Here is a 20,182-nt window from a genome sequence, read left to right as displayed (position 1 = left end):
TCCGAGTTTGAATTCGGATCAGGCTTTTTAATGGCTTTTATCGAAAAGTTCAGTTTCCTTTTTTCTTTTTGATGTTTATTTTTTCTACAGATTCTAAAGGTGTAAATTGATAATCATCTTCGGCTAGAATTTGATTGGCGCCGTAATCGAACACGATACTTTTATAATAAACAGGAAGGATATAATCTCCGTTTTCATCCAAAATCCCATATTTATCTCCCAGCCTGACCAGGACTCTGTTTAGATCTTCCCTCCTAAGTTCCTGGAATTTGGGTTCTACTATTTCTTTTCCTTCAGGAGATATCAAGCCATATTTTCCATCAAGTTCCGAAACATAATAGTTGTCTACTAGAAGGGAAATCCTTTCAAAAGACTTGTCCAAAATTTGATGGCCATCATTTCCCACTAAAAAGTACTTGCCACTTTTTTTTACTATTGCTTTTCCTTTATAGAAATCAGACACATACTCATAAGTAGCTGTTGTTATTAGCAATCCTTCCTTGTTGACAAAACCCCAGTTTCCTTCCGACTTATAAGCGGCAATTCCTTCTTTAAAGCTCCTTACTTCGTCGAAACGGTTTTCAATTACCCAATTTCCTGACCGGTCAATAAATCCATATTTTCCAGATTTTTTTGCGGGAAACAATCCTTCACTCCCCTGTAATATCAAATCAACCTCTATCAATGGACTCACTTCCCAACCGTTTGGGCCAAGTAAACCTGTTTTTTTATCCCGTAATAAAACATTGTAATGTTTCCCGCCGACACCCGTGACTTTATCCATTCCTACTTGGTCCAGAAGGATACCGTCATTATCCATCACTCTACGTAATTTGCCATGTATATACTCGAGAAGTATACCATTCTCTAATGTAATTTTGTGGTATGAGGTATATTTGATATCAGCCCTTTTTTCTAGACCTCGGATAAGCATATATTGCTTGCCGTCGAAAGCATAAAAATAATCTCCTTCAAGGTGAACCATATGGTCAATAATAGGCTCTAGGATATAATTCCCTTCTCTGTTGATTATGCCATATCCTGAGTTTTCTTTTGAAATCAGGAAGTTTTCGCTTACTTCCTCTAGTTCTTCATAGTATTTTTCAGGATTATCAGACAAGGGCAAAAAATAGCCTTCGGTATTTTTTGCAATCACTTGCCCATTCAGTGCCATTTTTGCCTCTTGAAAGGTGCCTATAGATTTGATTTGCCTTTTTGAATGATCGTAAATCCAATACTGACTGCCCTTTTTGGCAAGAAGCCTCGTAAAAAGTATCTCAATATGATCGTATTCAGGAGCAAAGATCTCTTCGCCATATTCGTGAAATGCCCCTTTTCCTTTAGGGCCTTCTACCACAATCCAAGGCTGGTCGTAGGTATAAACTGAAAAGGCATTTAAGTCTACAAATGGCTTATATTCTTTACTTAGAAGCTTAAGCTGGTTATTGGCAGAACTTACCCTCACAGACTCCCCCAAAATACTTATCCGGTCGAATTCTATTCTTGATTTTAACTTGAGGTTCTGGTCAAAAACCTCATAGGTTTGGGAATTTACTTTTTCGGTAGAGAATATTATAAAAATGAAATAGAGGGGAAGTGTCCCATAAATTTTAAGCTTCATAAATCATTAAATTGGCGAAGGTAAAATAAATGGATTGGATCTGTATTTCAAGTATACGGAGGATTATTCTAAACCTTTTTTTCTGAATCTTTTTCAAGATCGAAGAGGTCCGACAGGATGTCAATCATTTTATCCGCTTCATCTCTTTGGCATGCAGCACGAAGTTGTACCACAGGGACTTTGAGGATTTTTTGCATCATGCTTTTCGTGATTTTGTCGATGGTGGCTATTTGAACTTCATCAGCATTTTTCAAAAATCTTTCCATCTCCTCTTGGCGGATTTGCTCCAATGCATTTTTCAGCTTATTGATAGTCGGGGAAACCATCATTTCTTTTTTCCAGTTAAAAAAGTCTTCAATGCTTTCATTAATTATCACTTCAACTTGTGGGATAGAAGCAAGTCTTTTTTCAAGGGTTTCGGTTGCTTTGCTTCGTATATTATCCACATTGTAAAGCATAACTCCCGGGATTTCCTCGAGGTTTGTTTCTATGCTGCGGGGAACAGAAAGGTCAACAAAAAGCTTATAGCTTTGGATTTCCATTTTGGAAACCAATGATTTGGTAATGAACGGCTCAGACTTCATTATTGAAGAAACGATAACGTCTGCCTCTTTCATGGCTTCAAAGCAGTTTTCGAAGGGAATAACTTCAAATCCCATCTCATCTGCCAAGGCTTTTGCTCTTTCAAAAGTCCTGTTTGTAATGGTAACTTTTACCTCAGGAATATGTACCATATTTTTGGCAACATCTTCTCCGATTTCACCTACTCCGATAAGTAACACCCTAGGCTGGTGAGTATTGGAGGTAAGCTCTTCGATAAGCTCAACCGCCGCATATGATACAGAAGCCGCACCGTCCCTAAATGCAGTTTCCTGAACAAGTCTTTTGCTCGTAAAAAAAATCATGTGCATCAATCGATGCAGGAATGGTCCGGCCATATCCAAGTCCGCGGAAGCCTGATAGGCTCTTTTCACTTGATTGGATATTTGCATGTCACCCACTACTTGGGCCTCAAGTCCCATCGATACCCGGAAGAGATGCTCGATGGCATCTCTGTCATCGTTATGAATTTTGAAATAATCCATGTAATCAACCACATTGGTCATGCCTTTTTCAAGCCCAATGAGTTTGATAATTTCCTCGTTTAAGTCGATTTCGTGAGAGTAATAAACTTCAGTCCTGTTGCAGGTTGAAAGAATGAGCGTATCAGTAACGCTGAAAAAATCTTTCAGTTTCAGTAATAGAGAATGTATGGAGCCCTCATCTAGTGCAATGACTTCCCGTATTTCGACAGGGGCACTTTTGTGGGATAAACTGATGGCTCTAAACGTTTTTTGCATTTTAGATACTTTTCTGACACAAATTTAATTCAGTTTAAGTAGTAAAAGATAAATTCTCTATACTTCCGTTTAATTTAAATTCGGTCTAAATAAAATGAGTAAAAATTAAGCTCTTGGTTTTCAATTTCAAATTTCGTAATAATTGTAAAATAATTCCAATTGTATTTTCTTAAAGGATATAGATACAAAGTATCGGTTGCGTTTGGAGTATGGTTTTTATGATAATATTCTGATGGCTAAAATTTATTTTTTTCTAAAGTCTTATTTTGGATTCTCCAAAAGGGAATCTAGAGGCTTCGTGTTGGTGGTTCCGGCTCTTATTCTACTCTATATCATTCCGTTAGGCTATGGTTGGCTTGTTAGAAAGAAAAACGAAAAGCATTATTCAGCGTATTCTCAAAAGATTGACAGCTTGGTATTGGCTGGTTGGAAACCTTCTCAAAATAACTATCAAAGTCAATCCTTAGGCCATAAATCAGATACGGTCAAAAGGGCAAGCACATATCAAAAACCCAAAATTCCGCAGTTCAATAAAATGTCATTCTCAGAAGCTGACTCTATTGTCCTTCAAATTGTTCCTGGGATAGGGCAGACCATGGCTGGAAGAGTAGTAAAGTTCAGGGATAATATTGGAGGCTTACATAGCAAAGATCAACTATTGGAGGTTTATGGAATGACTCCTGAGGTTTTGGAAAGGGTTTTTGATTATTTTGATTTTGAACCTGGTGTCAAAAACAAAATCCCCATCAATCAGGCTGATGTCAACACTCTGGCAAAACACCCCTATATCAACTATGGATCGGCAAAAGTCATTGTCGCATTCCGTGAGCAACATGGACCTTACCAGTCTTCGGATGACCTTCTCAAGATCAAAATTTTCAATGCTGAATGGGTGGATAGGCTCAAACCTTACCTGGAATTTTGACGGTATTTGATCTCATAAGTTAAAAGACTTTTTTCCCACCAACAAAGGTTCCTGAGATTTTGATCTCACGGAGTTCGTTTTCGGGAGCTGTCATGATGTCTTTTTCCAAAACCACAAAGTCAGCGAGTTTTCCCGGTTCAATACTTCCTTTTAGGTTTTCCTCAAAGTTTGCAAATGCTGCCCAAATCGTCATCCCTTTAAGTGCATGTTCTCTTGTGATTTTATTTTCCGGCTGGAATCCATCGTCAGGCCAGTTTTTGGCATCCTTTCGCACTACAGCCGAATGAAATCCATAAAGTGGGTTGATATGCTCCACCGGAAAATCACTTCCAAGTGCCAGCATCCCATTTTGGTCCAAAAGGTCCTTGTAGGCGTAAGCTGTTTTGATTCGGAAAGGACCAAGTCTTTGACCTGCCCAATACATATCAGAAGTAGCGTGGGTAGGCTGGACGGAAGGAATGACACTGTATTGAGCAAATTTCGGCATGTCTTCTTTGCTTACTACCTGGGCATGCTCGATTCGCCACCTGAGGTCGTTTTTGACTTTTAGATATTTGGCATAGATGTCTAAGAGTGTCCTATTGGCAGAATCACCAATACAATGGGTGTTCATTTGGAAGCCGTTTTCATACATTTTTTTAGCCAACTCATCAAATTCCTCAGGGTTTTTGAGAAGAAAGCCATAATTGTCAGCGTGATCATGGTAAGGCTTTAGGAGTGCGGCGCCTCTAGAGCCCAAAGCTCCATCTCCATATATTTTAAAACTCCTGATTGTGAGGTTGTCGTCTTGATAAATCCCGGCTTTGAAGTAATGGGCCATATTGGCTTCTGTTGGATTTACCATGGCATATACCCGCATTTTTAATGTATTGTCTTTTTGCATTTCAAAGATAAGGTCGATTGTTTCCTTCTCCAGACCAGCATCTACTACTGTTGTCAGACCGACTGCAAAACAATTTTCCTGAGCTCCGAGTAAGGCAATCCTGGATTCCTCCTTACTCGCGTTGGGCACCTTGGATGAAACCAGATCAATCGCATTGTCAATCAAAACCCCCGAAGGTTTGTTTCCTGTAAGTATAACTTTTCCTCCAATCATTGATGTTTGGGCAGTTACACCTCCCAGATCCAAAGCCTTTTGGTTGACTAGGGCAGCATGTCCGTCAATCCTGGTAAGAAGGACCGGCTTGTCAGGGAAAAGGGAATCCAATTTGGCTTTGGTTGGAAATTCTTTTGATTCCCAAAGATTCTGATCCCAACCCCTTCCCAAAATCCAAGCTGCCTCCGGATTTTTTTCCGCATGAACTCTCACTCTGTCTACCAGTTCTGCTTCTGATTCTGCTCCAAGCAGATCAGCCACTTGTAAGCCCAATCCATACCTGTAAAAATGCGAATGGGAATCTATGAAGCCTGGATATACCGGTTTGCCTTGTAAGTCAATGATTTCTTCGGATTCATATTTAGAAAATATGGCATTTTCATTTCCGACCGCCACATAACGGTTGTCCCTGATCGCAAATGCATTGGCTATTGTGAACCCTTCATCTACGGTGTAAATAGTGCCATTATGGACGATGATGTCTACTTTTTCCTTTGGAGAACAAGAAAAAAAGAGAATGGTAGCTGAAAGCAGTGAAAAGAAAATAAATTTCTTCATTTTAGACAGTTTGGTTGATGTTTCTAATTGGAAAGCGGACATATTTGCGAAATGATAGCTGATCGGTATGAATTTATGCGGCTTTCTCTCAATTTTCCTGAATTCGAATTCAAAATTCAAGAGTTTGAGGGGAAATTAAGCATTTTCGATTCCCTTAGAAAGAAATATTTGATATTGACTCCGGAAGAATGGGTCAGACAGCACATGATTTGTTTTTTGGTACAACATAGAGGTTATCCCAAGGGGCTTTTTTCACTAGAAAAAGAAATCTTGTATAATTCCGTTCAGAAAAGATTTGATATTTTGATATTGGATAGAGAAGGAAACCCTTTTCTTCTGATCGAATGCAAGGCCCCAAAAGTCAGTTTGTCTAAAAAAACAGTCGAACAAGTTGCTGTCTATAATAAAACCATAGGTGCTGCTTTTATGGGAATCAGCAACGGCAGGCAACATTTGTTCTTAAAATATAATTTTACTGCAAAAATATATGACCAAATATCAGAACTGCCTCAATTTTAAACAATGATTTATGTGACTATTGTCATGTAATCTGTTATATTTATGAATTAAGTTTGTTAAATGGTTGTTAACTCTTCGATATGAAAACTATAGAAAAAAGCACTCCATGTGAACTTTGTATGAGCCGGAAATTTTCACTCTTTTCCAGTCTTTCTGAGCCACATCTCTGCCATTTATCTGACCATAAAAATTTCATAACGCATAAAAAGGGGCAGATTCTATTTTATGAAGGAACGAAGCCGCTTGGCGTATTTTGCATCAACGATGGGGTTGTGAAGGTTTTCAAAACTGCCTCCAATGGAAAAGAACAGATTATTAGACTTGCAAAAAAGGGTGATTTTTTAGGTTACGCTTCGCTATTGGGCGAAGAGTCTTATTCCAATTCGGCAACTATCGTAGAAGATGCCAAAATCTGTTTTGTGCCAAGAGAATCATTTCTAAAAGTATTAGCTGAAGACACAGAGTTCCACAGAAGGGTCACAAAGGCGCTTTGCCATGACCTTGGCATCATGGAAGACAAACTCACCGATGCCACCCAAAAATCAATCAGAGAAAGACTTGCCTTTACACTCCTAAAACTCAGTGAAACCTATGGAATTGAAGGGAATGAAGGAGAAAAAATTGATATTATTTTGACAAGAGAGGAAATTGCAGGTTTGGTAGGAACAGCCACAGAAACTGTCATTAGGTTACTTTCTGAATTCAAAAAGGATGAGCTCATCGATTTTGAAGGGAAGAAAATCCTAGTACTAGACAAAAGAGGGTTGGCTAGATTATCGGATTTTTATGGATAATATGCCACACCCAAAAGAAGATTGGATCAAAACACGCGTTAATTTTTTTCATTGACTTTTTACAAGAACGGATCAATCAATTTTTCTTTTTAACTGTTTGTCCAAATGAAGCTCTTTGGTCTTTTAAAACTGAATTCATCAATAAGCCCATTTCCATGAAAATTAGAGCCTCACTACTTCTCTTTCTTCTTTTAATCTCATTTGTGAAAGGTCACAGCCAAAGCACTGCCTACAAAACAATGCTAAGTGGCATCTATGAAAAAGATTTTCCATTGGTCTATATTGACCAAAAAGATGTTTTAAGTAAAGCGATCTTGTTGGACACTAGGGAAAAAGAGGAATTTGAAGTAAGTCACATAAAAGGCGCAAGATGGGTTGGATATGATACATTTTCCTTAGTAAGCGTAAAGGACATAGCCAAAAGTGAACCGATTGTGGTTTATTGTTCAGTGGGTGCCAGAAGTCAGGATATTGGAAAAAAACTCAAGGCAGCAGGATACAAAGAGGTCTATAATCTTTACGGAGGGATTTTTCATTGGGTCAACGAAGACCGACCTGTCTTCAGCGGCCAGACAACCACAAACAGAATACATACCTACAATCGGATTTGGAGTATTTGGGTAAATAAAGGGGAGAAAGTATATTGAATTCCTTCCAGTTGGCCAAAACTGCATACAAAAACCTCAAAATCCCTGTTTCCTCAAAAACACCCTTTTCTACTTTAAAATTATCTCTCTACTTTTAAGCGCTTAATTTAATTCACTGCTATGAATATTCTGGAAGTCAACAGTCCAGCACTTGAAAAAGAGTTTTTGGAAATGGCCGTAAGGCTATACAATAAAGAGAAAAACTGGATCAGACCTCTCGACAAAGACATTCAGGGATTGTTTGAGCCGGAAACAAATAAGCTGTTTAAGCAAGGAGGAAAGGCCAAGCGTTGGTTGGTACAAGATCAAAAAGGAAAATCTGTTGGAAGGATTGCAGCTTTTATCCATCCCAAATGGAAAGAAAAACAACCTACAGGCGGAGTCGGCTTCTTCGAGTCTATAGATGATAACAAAGTTGCTTTCCTTTTATTTGACACTGCAAAATCCTGGCTTCAAAATGAGGAAGTCGAAGCCATGGATGGACCGGTCAATTTTGGTGAAAGGGATAAATGGTGGGGCTTATTGGTAAAGGGTTTTTCCCCTGCCAATTACAACATGCCTTGGAATTTTCCTTATTACCAGAAACTCTTTGAAGATTATGGTTTTCAGCTGTATTTCAGACAATACACCTATATGCGGCCTGTTCAGGGAGGGAACTTTGACGCAAAAATGGTCGAAAGAGCCAACAAAGTCCTGGCTGATCCTGATTTTTCATTTCGATATATGAAAGGAAAAGAGCTTTCCGAAAAAGCCCCGCAATACTTCATGGAAGTGTATAATAGAGCTTGGGCAAAGCATATGGGAAAAAGCCTTACTATCAGGGAGACCCAATTGATGTTTGCTAAACTAAAACCAATACGCGACCCAAGGTTGCTATACTTTGGTTTTTATAAAGGGGAACCTGTATCATTTTTTATTAATATTCCCGAGATCAACCAAATATTCAAATATGTAAAAGGGAAGTTGGATCTGATGGGCAAACTCAAATTCCTTTGGTACAAAACCTTTCATCCACCCAATAAAATGTTGGGTTTGGTCTTTGGTGTTGTGCCGGAGTTTCAGGGAAAAGGTGTAGACAGCGCCATGATTATGGCTTATAATGAAATATTTGCCCGCCATGATTCTTTTCCCTACAAAACCATCGAAATGAATTGGATCGGAGATTTTAATCCTAAAATGATGCGTGTCTGCGAACAGCTCAATGCAGAAATATACAAAACCCATCATACCTACAGGTATCTGTTTGACAGATCCATACCTTTTGAGAGGCATAAAATTTTTGAATGACCGGATGGTCTTCCATATAGGGGGATTTATTTACTGAACAAAACATCTAATTGATAAAAACAAAAAACATGAAAAAGTATGATGTAACGGGTATCGGTAATGCCCTCGTAGATATAGAATTCAGAGTTTCTGACCAGTTTTTCTTAGACAATCATGTTGAAAAAGGCCTGATGACGTTGGTTGACGAAGACCGTCAAAATTCCCTGATGCGAGTCATCAATACAGAAGAAGCAAAAAAACAATGCGGAGGTTCTGCCGCAAATACAGTTATCGCTGTAAGCCAATTTGGGGGAAATGCTTTCTATTGTTGTAAAGTGGCCAATGACGAACTTGGACATTTTTACCTTGAGGATTTGAAAAACTCCGGCGTGGACAACAGCTTGGAAGGAAAAGTACCTGAGTACGGAATTACCGGCAAATGTCTCGTCATGGTCACCGAAGACTCCGAAAGGACGATGAACACATTTTTGGGAATCACCCAGAATTTTTCAGTCCAAGACCTGAATGAATGGGCTATCAAAGATTCCAAATACTTATTTTTAGAAGGGTATCTTGTGACTTCTCCGAATGGGAAAGAAGCCATGGTAAAAGCAAAGAAAATCGCAGAAGCTGCCGGCACAAAAGTAGCATTGACATTTTCAGATCCGGCTATGGTGAAGTATTTCAAGTCCGGATTTGATGATGTCATCGGACCAAGTGTTGACTTGTTATTTGCCAATGAAGAAGAGGCAATGTTGTTTACTGCTAAAGATACCCTTGCAGAAGCCAGGGAGGAATTGAAAAAGGCAGCAAAGCACTTTGTGATTACCCAGGGAAAAAACGGGGCGATGATATGGGATGGGGACACCTTTATTGATATTGAGCCTTATAGGACCGTGGCCATTGACAGCAATGGGGCAGGGGATATGTTTGCAGGAGCTTTTATGTATGGCATTACCAATGGTCACAGCTATGCTTCAAGTGGAAAATTAGCATCTATGGCAAGTTCCAAAATCGTAAGTCAATTTGGACCAAGGTTGAAATGGCATGAAGCCAAAGAAATATTGGGCAGGCTGACTCCTTGATACCAACATGTGGTTTACAGTTTTTAAATTTAACTGAAAATAATTAGTTATGGATTTGTTCAGTTATTTGCTTTGTTATATTTTTCGCAGATATTACTTAACAATTTCTTCATCGGTATCCAATTTTATTCTTTTATCCTTTTTTGATAAACAAATTTGATTTAAAAAAGTAAAACTTACATGAACCAAAAACTAAATCCAAGTATATGAGAAAGTTTACCTTTATGCTGTTGATGGGAGTCTTTTTGACGCTTTCAGCAATAGCCCAAAATAAAATCGATTTCAAGGAATTTACCTTGGAAAATGGTTTGAATGTGATTATGCATCAGGATAACAGCACACCGATCGTCGCGGTTTCTGTGCTGTACCACGTTGGGTCAAAAAATGAAAAACCGGATAGAACAGGTTTTGCCCACTTTTTTGAGCACCTCCTATTTGAAGGAACAGAAAACATCGGCAGAGGAGAATACATGAACAAAATACAATCAATCGGAGGAACATTAAACGCATTCACTTCAAATGATATAACCTATTATTACGAGATAGTTCCTTCTAATCAATTGGAAACAGCGCTATATATGGAATCGGAGAGGATGCTTCATCCTAAAATCGATCAAATTGGCGTAGATACACAAAGAGAAGTCATCAAGGAAGAGAAAAGACAATCCTATGATAACCGTCCTTATGGAACAATCCTTCCTGAGACAATGAAAAGATCGTTTGTCAACCATCCTTACATGTCGCCTGTAATCGGATCAATGGAGCATTTGGATTCCGCCAGATTGGAAGAGTTTATGGCTTTTCATAAAGCATATTACGTTCCAAGAAATTCAACCCTAACAATTGCCGGAGACATTGATTATGCACAGGCAGAAAAATGGGTGAGGGATTATTTTGGAGAAATCCCATCAGGACCTTCAGAATTTTATCGTCCCAACATAGCAGAACCAAAGAAAACCACAGAAACTAGAGATATTATTTATGATAATATCCAGATTCCTGCCGTAATCCAATCTTACAACCTTCCCCCAAAAAACCATCCGGATTCTTATGCACTATCCATGCTTTCGACTTACTTGGCAGGCGGCAATTCTTCTTTGATGACCAAAGAATTGGTGGATAGGCAACAAAAAGCGCTTGGTGTTGCTGCTATTCCTTTGGATCTGGAAGATGGAGGAGTGTTTTTGATGTATGGCATAGCAAACATGGGTGTAGATCCTAAGGCTTTGGAAACAGAGATGGATATAATCCTGGCCAAAGTCCAAAAAGAAGGTATCTCGGATAAGGATTTTCAGAAATTGAAAAATATCATTGAAAACAACCTGGTGACCAAAAACAGTTCGATGGCAGGAATTGCCCAAAATTTGGCTGAGTCTAAAGTGTTTTATGGCAAAACAGATTATATCAACCAAGAAATGGAATATTACTCCAAAGTGACTCCTGAGGACCTGAAGAGAGTAGCGAATGAGTACCTTTCATTGGATGGTAGGGTGGTGCTTTATTATATGCCAAAATCAGCTCAGGTTCCGGAATCTCCCGCAGGGGCTTCAATGCAGGAAAACAAAAATTGATAAAAGATTTATCCCAATCATTTTTATCCATCAATTTCAAAAACATGAAAAATATAATTCTATACATATTATTGGCTTGTGTCGTTCAGACAGGCTTTGCACAGATTGATAGGAGCTCCTATCCAGAACCCGGTCCAGCGAGAGAAATCAAACTTGGGAATGCCGATTCTTTTACCCTGCCAAATGGACTTAAGGTATTTGTGGTCGAAAACAGGAAATTGCCAAGAGTGGCATTTTCTTTGGTTTTGGAGAGAGATCCTATATTCGAAGGAGAAAAGGCAGGTATTTTAGGTATGGTAGGTCAGATGATGACCGGCGGTACTGCAAATAGGACCAAAGACCAATTGGATGAGGAAATTGATTTCATCGGTGCGTCATTAGATGCAAGTGCCAGTTCCATTTATGCGGCCTCTTTGAAAAAGCATCAGGAAAAGGTTCTCGAGTTGATGACCGATGTTCTTTACAATCCGGTTTTCCCTCAAGAAGAACTGGATAAGTTGAAAAAACAGATGATTTCAGGATTGGCAGCAAGTAAGGATGATCCGAACGCCATTTCGGGAAGGCTGACATCAACCCTAAATTTTGGAACTAACCATCCTTATGGAGAATCCGAAACCGAGGCTACAGTAAAAAATATAACTGTGGAGGATATTAAATCCCATTATGGCACTTATTTCAAGCCAAACATCGCTTACTTGGCCATTGTCGGAGATATCAATAAGAAAGAAGCTGAAGCTTTGGTCAAAAAATATTTCAGCAAATGGGAAAAAGGCACCGTGCCAACCAAGTCTTACGACAAACCAACTCCTCCGGCCAAGAATATGGTAGCCTTGGTTGACAGGGCAGCCTCTGTGCAAACAGTGGTAGATGTTACTTATCCACTAGAAATGAACTTGAGCAATTCTGATTATTTGGCCTCAAGGGTCTTGAATTATATTCTTGGCGGAGGTGCTTCATCTAGGTTATTCATGAACCTAAGGGAGAAAAAGGGCTATACTTATGGAGCCTATTCTTCCATTGGTGCGGACAAATTGATCACAAGTTTTTCTGCAAATGCAAGTGTAAAACAGACTGCAACAGATTCAGCCATCACAGAGATGATTTATGAGATCAAAAACCTTCGGGACAATGGCATCACAGAAGAGGAATTGGTCAATGCGAAAGCAAATTTGAGTGGTTCTTTTGGAAGATCTCTAGAAAGTCCTTCTACGATTGCCAATTTTGCCATCAATACCGAAAGGTATAAGCTTCCACAAGATTTCTATGCCACTTATCTTCAGAAATTGAATGCCTTGACTGTTGCCGATATCAATGCTGCAGCAAAAAAATTCATGAAGCCTGACAACATGTACATTACGGTCGTAGGAAACGGAGCTGCAATTGAAAAAAGCCTTCTTGCTTTTGGTGATGTAAAAAGGTTTACCAATATGGCGGAGCCTGAGCGGCAGATTGCAATGGACACAGAGATGGATGCGGAGCAGGTCATTGAAAATTACCTTTCAGCAATAGGCGGAGAAAGTAAAGCCGAAGCCATCAGGACTTCCAAAATGGAATCTGTCGCCGAAATTCAGGGAATGAAACTGAATTTCGTAGCTGTCTATGACGAGCCTAAGGGAGCGTTTGCACAAAGAGTTATGATGATGGGAAATGTTGCTTCCAATACGGTCATCAAGGATGGGAAAGGTTCTGTTACTGCCATGGGACAATCCACAGAATTGACGGACGAACAATACGAAGCGGCCAAAATGAGCATGTATATTTTCCCCGAATTACATTACGAAGAATTAGGTTATTCCATGGTTTTGGAAGGAATAAAAGATGTAGAAGGCGAGAATGCCTACAAATTAATTATTTCTAATCCTACCGGTTCCAAGCAAATCAATTATTACAGTGTGGAATCTGGATTGAAAATCAAAACAGAAAGCGCCGAGGCAGGCGACATGTTTTACAGCGATTATCAGGAAGTAGAGGGTGTCAAATACCCTATGATGATGTTGTTGAAATCACCGATGATTCCTATGCCTTTGGAAACTAAAGTGGAAAAAATCGAATTCAATGTTTCTATCTCTGAAGACGATATAAAATAAATTTAGAAGAGGGGTTCTTCCCCTCTTTTTTTGTTTAAATTTCAAAAAAAAAGATAATGAAAAAACTATTTATTGTAGCGCTCGCAATGGGAATCATTTTGACAGGATCAAATGTCGCGGCCAAAATAAACCTTACAGAAAACAATATACCCGAAATACATGGTTGGGCGGACAATGATCCCACAACTATCATTGATAATTATATCAAAGCTGTAGGTGGTAAAGCAAATGTTGAGAAAATCAAAAATTCGGTACTAGTAATGGAGGCTGATTTTCAAGGGAATGCAATCATCATCCGTGGCATTTCTGATCAAGTCAATGGCCGAATGCTCCAGGAAACATCGGTGATGGGTAATGTTGCCCAGAAAACAGTGCTTGCAAACGGTAAAGGAAAAATGTCGGGTATGGGACAGGAACAAGAATTAACCGAAGAAATGGTATCTATGTTGAAAGCCCAGACTTTTGTTTTCCCTGAGATGCATTACGAGGATTTGGGATATGTTCTGGAGGTTCAAGGTACTGAAATTATCGATGAAGAAGATGCCTACAAATTGATTATCACCGCCCCAAACGGGATGAAAACCGCAGAATATTATTCAGTTGCTTCAGGTTTAAAATTGAGAACAAGCTCTGATGCAACAGGTGATGTTTCTTACATGGATTACACAGAGATCGAGGGAGTTAAAGTTCCCATGAGACTTTCAATCAAAAACCCAATGTTGCCCGTGGCTTTGGAAGCAAAAATGGTTTCAATGAAATTCAACCAAGAGCTTTCTGATGAAGATTTCAAATAAATCAAAACTATTTTGTGCCAAAAAGGGCTTCCTGAAATATGGAAGCCCTTTTTTTTGTTTTTCCCCTATCAAAAATCTGATTTTTGTTTTTTCGAAAATCCCGCAATGCTGTCCAAACAATTTCAAGGAGTTAAAAATCCCTGCAGAATCCAATTAGTCCGTCATTCTCCAATAAGTCCTTGGAGACTTGATACATTGTCTTTTTTTGCATGGAGTATGAATTTTGGGAAATACATTTTCTGACTCTTTGGGAGTACTACAGTAATGGTTCTTCCCAACCTTTCAATTTTGAGATTGACTTGATGTCCGATTGTATTGATGCTGTCATCTTCCAGAATCCGATCATTTTTCATAAGTATCTTGTATGCATCAGCATGCGGATGAAGCTGTGTGACGATGCCAGATTCTTCTTTTCGGATTCCAAAGAAATGAAGCAGGTTATTGTTTTCAAAATTTTCTAGGAGTTCGATATTTATATTGGCCAATAAGGATTTCAAATAGGGAAGCAAGTCATTTTTACCCCAAACAAAATCCCAAAAGAAGTCTGTCATCGATTCCTTTTCTTTTGCATGAGACACTACCAACTTTTCAAAATCCCCAATGGCATACCCAATCTGCGTTTTTCCGAATTTCTCCCACATTTCTTTCAATACTTTGGCAAGCGAAGATCCTGACTTCCGTAGCATCAGATCCATACAGAGTGAAAGCAAAGCACCGCGGTTGTAAATACTGACTTTTTTTTCAGGGATTCCACCTTTATAACCATCGAGCCACAGGTCAAAACTTGATTCAACAATGGACTGATTTTGCCATCCGAAGCCGTCAAACTCACGTTGAATCTGTTTTTGAAGAATCAGGAGGTATTCTTCCAATTTATAATATCCTGATTTAAGGAGGTAGTAATCCCCCATATAGGTAGTGACTCCTTCCATGACTAGACCTTCCTTCAAATAGACTTCTTTGGAAAGATCATAAGGAAGAATGCCTTTAGGCCTTATACGGCAGACATTCCAAAAGTGGTAAAGCTCATGGGAACTTACCCCAATGAGTTGATCCAATTCGGATTTTTCTGATAATGCGTGGGCGGGGCCAAAGGTAATGACTGAAGAATAGGCGTGTTCGACACCGTGATAGTGCTTGTAAGGCAAAAGCAGAAATATAAAATGGTAATCCTCCGCGGGGAATTCTCCAAAATCTTCGATTTGCTTTTCAGAAAAGGAATGAAATACAGCAATCAAGTTTTCAATTTGAAAATGAATTTCCCCCTGAATCCAAATATGAAATGTCGAACCATTTACTGAATAAGAAAAATGTTTCAATTCTGCACTTGCCAATAATGGACTGTCCATCAGATGTTGAAAAGACACAGATTCCCATTTATTGATACCGATTTTTTTAAGCGCAGTTGCAACTTTATAATCACCGGGTAATTCAATTGAAATGCTGATTTTTTCATTTTTCCTCTTTAAAACCTCGAAAATGAAATTACTGAAATTGAGGTATAATTGTTGGTCATCAGACCAACTGCCACCTGCGTCCATCTGATTACAATAAAACTCATAATTGATGAAATATTGTCCGGACTCAGTAGCTGTAAATTCCCAAAGGTCTTTGACCGTTTTTTTCCAAGCAATTTCCGATCCCTTAGCAAGTACTTCAAAACCCCTTATTTTTTGGGCATAGTTGGTCAATTCATACCTGCCAGGCCTCCAAGAAGGCAATTGGAGACAGATTGTTTCCATTTGATGGCAGGAAATTTCCAGTTGGATTTGTATAAATTGGGAAGTGTGTGAATTCCTCACAATCGAATAATGCATTGGCTAAATTCTTTGGATTCAAAACAAAAGTAAATCTACGGTTTGTAAATAAAAAAAGGTTATCTATCTTTGCAGTCCTTTAAAGGGCAACCTTCAGGAATTCAACAAGCAAAGCACAAAATATTAAATAGATAGCGTCATGAAAAGAACATTTCAGCCTTCTCGAAGAAAAAGAAGAAACAAGCATGGATTCAAACTTAGAATGTCCACTGCTAACGGTAGGAGAGTATTGAAATCCAGAAGAGCAAAAGGAAGACACAAACTTACAGTATCTTCTGAAAAGACTTTGAAGAAGTAATTTTGAGCATTTAGTTTCGTATATTTAATACGCAAATCAAAATGCAATGAATTCCGAACTTCATAAGAATGAAAGATTGCATTCTAAAAAGTTAATAAAGGAACTTTTTGACAAAGGTTCCTCTTTTTTTTTATATCCCTTTAAGGTAATGGTTTTGGAAATCAATTTTGATATTTCAGAAACCAATCAGGTATTGTTTTCCGTTTCAAAGAAGAAGCTCAAAAAAGCTGTCAATAGGAACCTGATCAAACGTAGGATGAGAGAGGCCTATAGACTTAACAAGCAAATTCTTGGGGAAATGGCTGAGGGTAAAAAAATAATCGGCCTTATTTACGTTTCCTCAGAAATTGTTACATTTCATGTCATCGAGGCCAAAATAAAAAAAATACTCACCACTATTAAGGAAAAGCCACTTTCCGACAAAAACCATCCATGAACAGAAATTTCAAAAAACCTGTAATCCTTATGCTCTCAGCAGTTCTTACGGTAGGATTGCTGTTTTCATTTGTTAACAAAAATGACAAGTTATTTGCCATTGCAAAAAACCTGGACATTTTCGCATCCCTAATTAGGGAATTGGATTCCTACTATGTCGATGAGATCAATGCGGAGGAATTGGTTACAATCGGAATCAACGCCATGCTCGAAGAGTTGGATCCATATACTGAATTTATTCCTGAAGAGAACTCAGATGATTTTAGACTGATGACCACCGGGGAATATGCAGGAGTAGGTGCTTTGATTGGAAACAGGATTGGCTCAAACATGATTTTAATGCCCTACAAGGGATTTCCCGCACAATCGGCAGGATTGCGGATTGGAGATCAAATTCTGAAAGTGGATACAGTCGACGTTGTCAATAGTCTTACTTCTGATATTTCAAAATTATTAAAGGGTCCTGCCAATACCAATGTTTTTGTTCAGGTAAAAAGAGGTGCTGACACTATTTCAGTGAATTTGACAAGAAAGAAAATCGTCATCAGCAACGTTCCGTTTTATGGCAAACTCGATGACCAAACAGGATACATCAAACTGTCAGACTTTACCACAAATGCTGCATCTGATGTCAGAAATGCATTGGTTGATCTAAAATCCCAAGGAATCACGAGGCTAGTGTTGGATGTAAGGGATAATCCAGGAGGTATTTTGAAGGAGGCAGTTGAAATTGTCAACTTGTTTATTCCCAAAGGAAAAGAAGTTGTCAGGACGATTGGAAAGCTTGAAAATGTGAATTCGGTTTACAAAACGACGAAGTCACCACTTGATAAGGACATACCTATGGTGGTTTTGATCAATGAAAGGAGTGCTTCAGCAGCCGAAATTGTCGCCGGCGCACTTCAGGATTATGACAGGGCAGTTCTAGTTGGAAGAAAGACCTTTGGAAAAGGCTTGGTGCAGACCACGGTTCCGCTTTCATACAACTCCCAGGTAAAAATCACAACAGCAAAGTATTATATACCAAGTGGCAGATGTATTCAAGCTATAGATTATAGTCAAGTAAATAGGGATGAAAATGGGAATTCAATTTCAATTCCTGATTCGCTAAGGAAGGAATTTAAGACGAAAAACGGTCGAATTGTACTCGATGGAGCCGGTATTGAACCTGACCAAAGAACGGAATCCAAATCGTTTGCACCAATTACCTACAGTTTGGTGGCAAGAAATCTTGTTTTTGAATTTGGTAACAAGTTTTTCCTTGAAAATGAGATGATTTCCAGTCCCAAGGATTTTGTGGTTACAGAAGAAATTTATGCCGACTTCGTGGCCTCTTTAGAAGGAAAAGATTACGATTATACCACATATGTTGAAAAAACACTTGAAGATCTGGAAAAGTACGCATTGAAGGAGAAATTTTTTGATGATATCAAGCCAACCATAGATGATCTTAAGAAAAAAGTAAGCCATAACAAGGAGCAGGACTTGGTCACCTTCAAATTTGAAATTAAGGAAGCATTGAGGGAAGAGCTGGTTTCAAGATATTTTTTTCAACAAGGTATAGTAGAAGCTTCTCTCGTAAATGATGAAGATGCCAAAGCTGCCTTAAAAATCCTTTCCAATACAAATGAAATTAACAGGGTTCTATCAGCCTCAGTAAAATAATTCAGCTCTTGTATGGCATTGATCCTTTCGATAGAATCCGCAACATCTATTTGTTCTGTAGCATTACATAGAGAAGGGAAGTTGCTGAGGTTGTCTGAGCTTGATCAGGAAAATACCCATGCTAAGCAATTGATGCTTTTGGTTGAGGGAATGTTTAATGAGTCGGGACTGAAACCATCCGATCTTTCTGCAGTTGCGATTTCCTCAGGTCCGGGTTCATATACAGGCTTGAGGATAGGGGTTTCGGTTGCCAAAGGATTGGCTTTTGCATTCAATATACCCCTAATTGCAGTGGATACATTAGAGGCCTTGGCTTTTCAGGCATTCCCATTATCTGGGCTCAATGATTTCGTTATCCCATTGTTGGATGCCAGAAGAATGGAGGTTTACACAAGTATATTTGGTTTTGATGGCAAATTGATAGAGTCATCCCACCCGCTTGAAATAGAAGGGAATCCATTTTTGAACTATCTGAATACCAGTAAAGTGTTTTTTTTAGGTGATGGTCTAAAAAAGCTTCTTGACATTCTTGACCATGAAAATTCCATCTTTTTGCCGAATTTAAATTCCGCGTCATCAATCGGTTTCTTGGCCTACAAAAAATTTATCAATAAATCTTTTGAAGATATCGCTTATTTTGAACCGAACTACTTGAAGGAATTTCGGGTTTTAGCTTCAAAAAAGAACCCACTTTTAATATGAGCGAAATTGTAAACAGAGTAGCGTCTAGCCCCATCATTACCATTGACCTTGAAACCTTTTATAGGAATGAAGAAAGGGTCGGTTTTGACCTCAAAGAATTTCTTTTTCAAGAATTGGTTTTGAAGGAAAAAGAATTCAGGGCAGATCTTAATAAAATAGATTGGAAAAGATATAACGGTAAATTGGTTGCTATATTCTGTTCAGCAGATGCCATTGTACCAAACTGGGCTTTTATGTTGGTAGGAACCTATCTTTCAAAAGCTGGGGTTGAATTTGTGATTGGAGGAATGGACGACTTGGAACAATATCTTTTTGAGAAAGCGATTTCAGAAGTCAAGCCAAAGGATTACGAAAATAGACCTGTCGTCATCAAAGGTTGTAGTAAATATCCAGTCCCCTTGTATGCATATGGGAGGATTCAGGCTATAATCCAACCCTTTGCAAAATCCATCATGTATGGAGAACCCTGCAGTACTGTACCGTTATACAAGGCTCCTAAGTAAAAACATTCTTCTTGTATACAGATACTTAGGTTACACATGCAGTTTTTTTAACATTACAGTTTGGTAATATTAATTCAGTCTGCTAAGTTTGCAATCCGATTACGACAAAGTTCAGCCAAAAGAGGTCTGATATTTGTCTAACAATACATCTCAATTTCAAGTCAAAAAATAAATTCATTCTTTTTTTGGCTTTGGTTTTGCAAGTTCAGATTTATATCCCGATATTTGCACTCGCTTTTAAGACAAGGTCTTACATTACTGCTGAAAAGAGTGGTAAAAGTTCATTGAAGTACTGGAGAAATAACACAAAATACTGTTTGTATATCCATACAAACAGAAGCAATAGGATTAGGAAACGAATCAGCAGTGATGCTGAGAAAATAACTATACAATGGAGAGTTTGATCCTGGCTCAGGATGAACGCTAGCGGCAGGCCTAATACATGCAAGTTGAGCGGTA

The 20,182-nt window shown here is 38.6% G+C and carries 18 protein-coding genes and 1 rRNA gene; 15 read left to right on the top strand and 4 right to left on the bottom strand.

Annotated elements, in window-relative coordinates:
• Nucleotides 1–49 precede the first annotated feature (49 nt).
• Complete coding sequence (locus MMU07_RS17820) at nucleotides 50–1,621, bottom strand: WG repeat-containing protein (protein WP_241127916.1); 1,572 nt, start codon at nucleotides 1,619–1,621, stop codon at nucleotides 50–52.
• A gap of 68 nt (nucleotides 1,622–1,689) precedes the next feature.
• Nucleotides 1,690–2,961 carry a glutamyl-tRNA reductase gene (hemA, locus tag MMU07_RS17815; RefSeq protein ID WP_241127914.1) on the bottom strand — a complete coding sequence of 424 codons (1,272 nt, stop codon included), beginning with the start codon at nucleotides 2,959–2,961 and terminating at the stop codon, nucleotides 1,690–1,692.
• A gap of 232 nt (nucleotides 2,962–3,193) precedes the next feature.
• Here hemA and MMU07_RS17810 point away from each other — a divergent pair, with 232 nt between their 5' ends.
• Nucleotides 3,194–3,886 carry a ComEA family DNA-binding protein gene (locus MMU07_RS17810; protein ID WP_241127913.1) on the top strand — a complete coding sequence of 231 codons (693 nt, stop codon included), beginning with the start codon at nucleotides 3,194–3,196 and terminating at the stop codon, nucleotides 3,884–3,886.
• Between the two features lie 19 nt (nucleotides 3,887–3,905).
• Here the strand turns inward: MMU07_RS17810 and MMU07_RS17805 are convergent, their stop codons facing one another.
• Nucleotides 3,906–5,540, bottom strand: a complete 1,635-nt coding sequence (locus MMU07_RS17805; RefSeq protein ID WP_241127912.1) for an amidohydrolase — start codon at nucleotides 5,538–5,540, stop codon at nucleotides 3,906–3,908.
• A 51-nt stretch (nucleotides 5,541–5,591) separates the two neighbouring features.
• On the opposite strand from MMU07_RS17805, the gene MMU07_RS17800 reads away from it, so the two are divergent.
• The 8 genes from MMU07_RS17800 to MMU07_RS17765 all read left to right on the top strand — a co-directional run bounded on the left by MMU07_RS17800 (nucleotide 5,592) and on the right by MMU07_RS17765 (nucleotide 14,303).
• A complete protein-coding gene (locus MMU07_RS17800) occupies nucleotides 5,592–6,059 on the top strand; it encodes a type I restriction enzyme HsdR N-terminal domain-containing protein (RefSeq protein ID WP_241127911.1) in 468 nt (155 codons plus the stop codon).
• A gap of 80 nt (nucleotides 6,060–6,139) precedes the next feature.
• On the top strand, nucleotides 6,140–6,853 hold the full coding sequence (locus MMU07_RS17795) for a Crp/Fnr family transcriptional regulator (protein ID WP_241127910.1): 714 nt from the start codon (nucleotides 6,140–6,142) through the stop codon (nucleotides 6,851–6,853).
• Nucleotides 6,854–7,008: 155 nt separating this feature from the next.
• The gene (locus tag MMU07_RS17790) at nucleotides 7,009–7,500 is read left to right on the top strand and encodes a rhodanese-like domain-containing protein (protein WP_241127909.1); all 492 of its coding nucleotides are present in this window, start codon (nucleotides 7,009–7,011) and stop codon (nucleotides 7,498–7,500) included.
• A gap of 120 nt (nucleotides 7,501–7,620) precedes the next feature.
• The gene (locus tag MMU07_RS17785) at nucleotides 7,621–8,787 is read left to right on the top strand and encodes a hypothetical protein (protein ID WP_241127908.1); all 1,167 of its coding nucleotides are present in this window, start codon (nucleotides 7,621–7,623) and stop codon (nucleotides 8,785–8,787) included.
• Nucleotides 8,788–8,855: 68 nt separating this feature from the next.
• Nucleotides 8,856–9,851, top strand: a complete 996-nt coding sequence (locus MMU07_RS17780; protein ID WP_241127907.1) for an adenosine kinase — start codon at nucleotides 8,856–8,858, stop codon at nucleotides 9,849–9,851.
• A 206-nt stretch (nucleotides 9,852–10,057) separates the two neighbouring features.
• Nucleotides 10,058–11,422: a M16 family metallopeptidase gene (locus tag MMU07_RS17775; RefSeq protein WP_241127906.1), complete on the top strand. Its 1,365-nt coding sequence runs from the start codon at nucleotides 10,058–10,060 to the stop codon at nucleotides 11,420–11,422.
• Between the two features lie 44 nt (nucleotides 11,423–11,466).
• Entirely contained in the window at nucleotides 11,467–13,509 is a 2,043-nt protein-coding gene (locus MMU07_RS17770; RefSeq protein ID WP_241127905.1) for a M16 family metallopeptidase, read from the top strand.
• A gap of 56 nt (nucleotides 13,510–13,565) precedes the next feature.
• The gene (locus tag MMU07_RS17765; RefSeq protein ID WP_241127904.1) at nucleotides 13,566–14,303 is read left to right on the top strand and encodes a LolA-like protein; all 738 of its coding nucleotides are present in this window, start codon (nucleotides 13,566–13,568) and stop codon (nucleotides 14,301–14,303) included.
• Nucleotides 14,304–14,464: 161 nt separating this feature from the next.
• Here the strand turns inward: MMU07_RS17765 and MMU07_RS17760 are convergent, their stop codons facing one another.
• Nucleotides 14,465–16,120: a M61 family metallopeptidase gene (locus MMU07_RS17760; protein ID WP_241127903.1), complete on the bottom strand. Its 1,656-nt coding sequence runs from the start codon at nucleotides 16,118–16,120 to the stop codon at nucleotides 14,465–14,467.
• A 139-nt stretch (nucleotides 16,121–16,259) separates the two neighbouring features.
• Between MMU07_RS17760 and rpmH the strand changes: the two genes are divergently transcribed.
• The 6 genes from rpmH to MMU07_RS17730 all read left to right on the top strand — a co-directional run.
• The gene (gene rpmH / locus MMU07_RS17755; RefSeq protein ID WP_113926163.1) at nucleotides 16,260–16,418 is read left to right on the top strand and encodes a 50S ribosomal protein L34; all 159 of its coding nucleotides are present in this window, start codon (nucleotides 16,260–16,262) and stop codon (nucleotides 16,416–16,418) included.
• A gap of 46 nt (nucleotides 16,419–16,464) precedes the next feature.
• Entirely contained in the window at nucleotides 16,465–16,854 is a 390-nt protein-coding gene (gene rnpA, locus MMU07_RS17750; RefSeq protein ID WP_241127902.1) for a ribonuclease P protein component, read from the top strand.
• On the top strand, nucleotides 16,851–18,518 hold the full coding sequence (locus MMU07_RS17745) for a S41 family peptidase (RefSeq protein WP_241127901.1): 1,668 nt from the start codon (nucleotides 16,851–16,853) through the stop codon (nucleotides 18,516–18,518). The genes rnpA and MMU07_RS17745 overlap by 4 nt, the downstream gene beginning before the upstream one ends.
• A 12-nt stretch (nucleotides 18,519–18,530) precedes the next feature.
• The gene (gene tsaB / locus MMU07_RS17740; protein WP_241127900.1) at nucleotides 18,531–19,220 is read left to right on the top strand and encodes a tRNA (adenosine(37)-N6)-threonylcarbamoyltransferase complex dimerization subunit type 1 TsaB; all 690 of its coding nucleotides are present in this window, start codon (nucleotides 18,531–18,533) and stop codon (nucleotides 19,218–19,220) included.
• Nucleotides 19,217–19,723 (top strand): DUF2480 family protein, encoded by a 507-nt coding sequence (locus tag MMU07_RS17735; RefSeq protein WP_241127899.1) that lies wholly within the window; start codon nucleotides 19,217–19,219, stop codon nucleotides 19,721–19,723. The genes tsaB and MMU07_RS17735 overlap by 4 nt, the downstream gene beginning before the upstream one ends.
• Before the next feature lie 388 nt (nucleotides 19,724–20,111).
• A 16S ribosomal RNA gene (locus MMU07_RS17730) occupies nucleotides 20,112–20,182 on the top strand; the annotation flags it as partial.

This window comes from Cognataquiflexum nitidum, assembly GCF_022538055.1.
Classification (GTDB): domain Bacteria; phylum Bacteroidota; class Bacteroidia; order Cytophagales; family Cyclobacteriaceae; genus Cognataquiflexum; species Cognataquiflexum nitidum.
This window is presented reverse-complemented; position numbering and strand designations above follow the sequence as displayed.

Coding starts and splice junctions, on each gene's coding strand:
- MMU07_RS17820 (WP_241127916.1), bottom strand. CDS start 1,621: ATGAAGCTTAAAATTTATGGGACACTTCCCCTCTATTTCATTTTTATA.
- hemA (WP_241127914.1), bottom strand. CDS start 2,961: ATGCAAAAAACGTTTAGAGCCATCAGTTTATCCCACAAAAGTGCCCCT.
- MMU07_RS17810 (WP_241127913.1), top strand. CDS start 3,194: ATGGCTAAAATTTATTTTTTTCTAAAGTCTTATTTTGGATTCTCCAAA.
- MMU07_RS17805 (WP_241127912.1), bottom strand. CDS start 5,540: ATGAAGAAATTTATTTTCTTTTCACTGCTTTCAGCTACCATTCTCTTT.
- MMU07_RS17800 (WP_241127911.1), top strand. CDS start 5,592: ATGATAGCTGATCGGTATGAATTTATGCGGCTTTCTCTCAATTTTCCT.
- MMU07_RS17795 (WP_241127910.1), top strand. CDS start 6,140: ATGAAAACTATAGAAAAAAGCACTCCATGTGAACTTTGTATGAGCCGG.
- MMU07_RS17790 (WP_241127909.1), top strand. CDS start 7,009: ATGAAAATTAGAGCCTCACTACTTCTCTTTCTTCTTTTAATCTCATTT.
- MMU07_RS17785 (WP_241127908.1), top strand. CDS start 7,621: ATGAATATTCTGGAAGTCAACAGTCCAGCACTTGAAAAAGAGTTTTTG.
- MMU07_RS17780 (WP_241127907.1), top strand. CDS start 8,856: ATGAAAAAGTATGATGTAACGGGTATCGGTAATGCCCTCGTAGATATA.
- MMU07_RS17775 (WP_241127906.1), top strand. CDS start 10,058: ATGAGAAAGTTTACCTTTATGCTGTTGATGGGAGTCTTTTTGACGCTT.
- MMU07_RS17770 (WP_241127905.1), top strand. CDS start 11,467: ATGAAAAATATAATTCTATACATATTATTGGCTTGTGTCGTTCAGACA.
- MMU07_RS17765 (WP_241127904.1), top strand. CDS start 13,566: ATGAAAAAACTATTTATTGTAGCGCTCGCAATGGGAATCATTTTGACA.
- MMU07_RS17760 (WP_241127903.1), bottom strand. CDS start 16,120: ATGCATTATTCGATTGTGAGGAATTCACACACTTCCCAATTTATACAA.
- rpmH (WP_113926163.1), top strand. CDS start 16,260: ATGAAAAGAACATTTCAGCCTTCTCGAAGAAAAAGAAGAAACAAGCAT.
- rnpA (WP_241127902.1), top strand. CDS start 16,465: ATGAATTCCGAACTTCATAAGAATGAAAGATTGCATTCTAAAAAGTTA.
- MMU07_RS17745 (WP_241127901.1), top strand. CDS start 16,851: ATGAACAGAAATTTCAAAAAACCTGTAATCCTTATGCTCTCAGCAGTT.
- tsaB (WP_241127900.1), top strand. CDS start 18,531: ATGGCATTGATCCTTTCGATAGAATCCGCAACATCTATTTGTTCTGTA.
- MMU07_RS17735 (WP_241127899.1), top strand. CDS start 19,217: ATGAGCGAAATTGTAAACAGAGTAGCGTCTAGCCCCATCATTACCATT.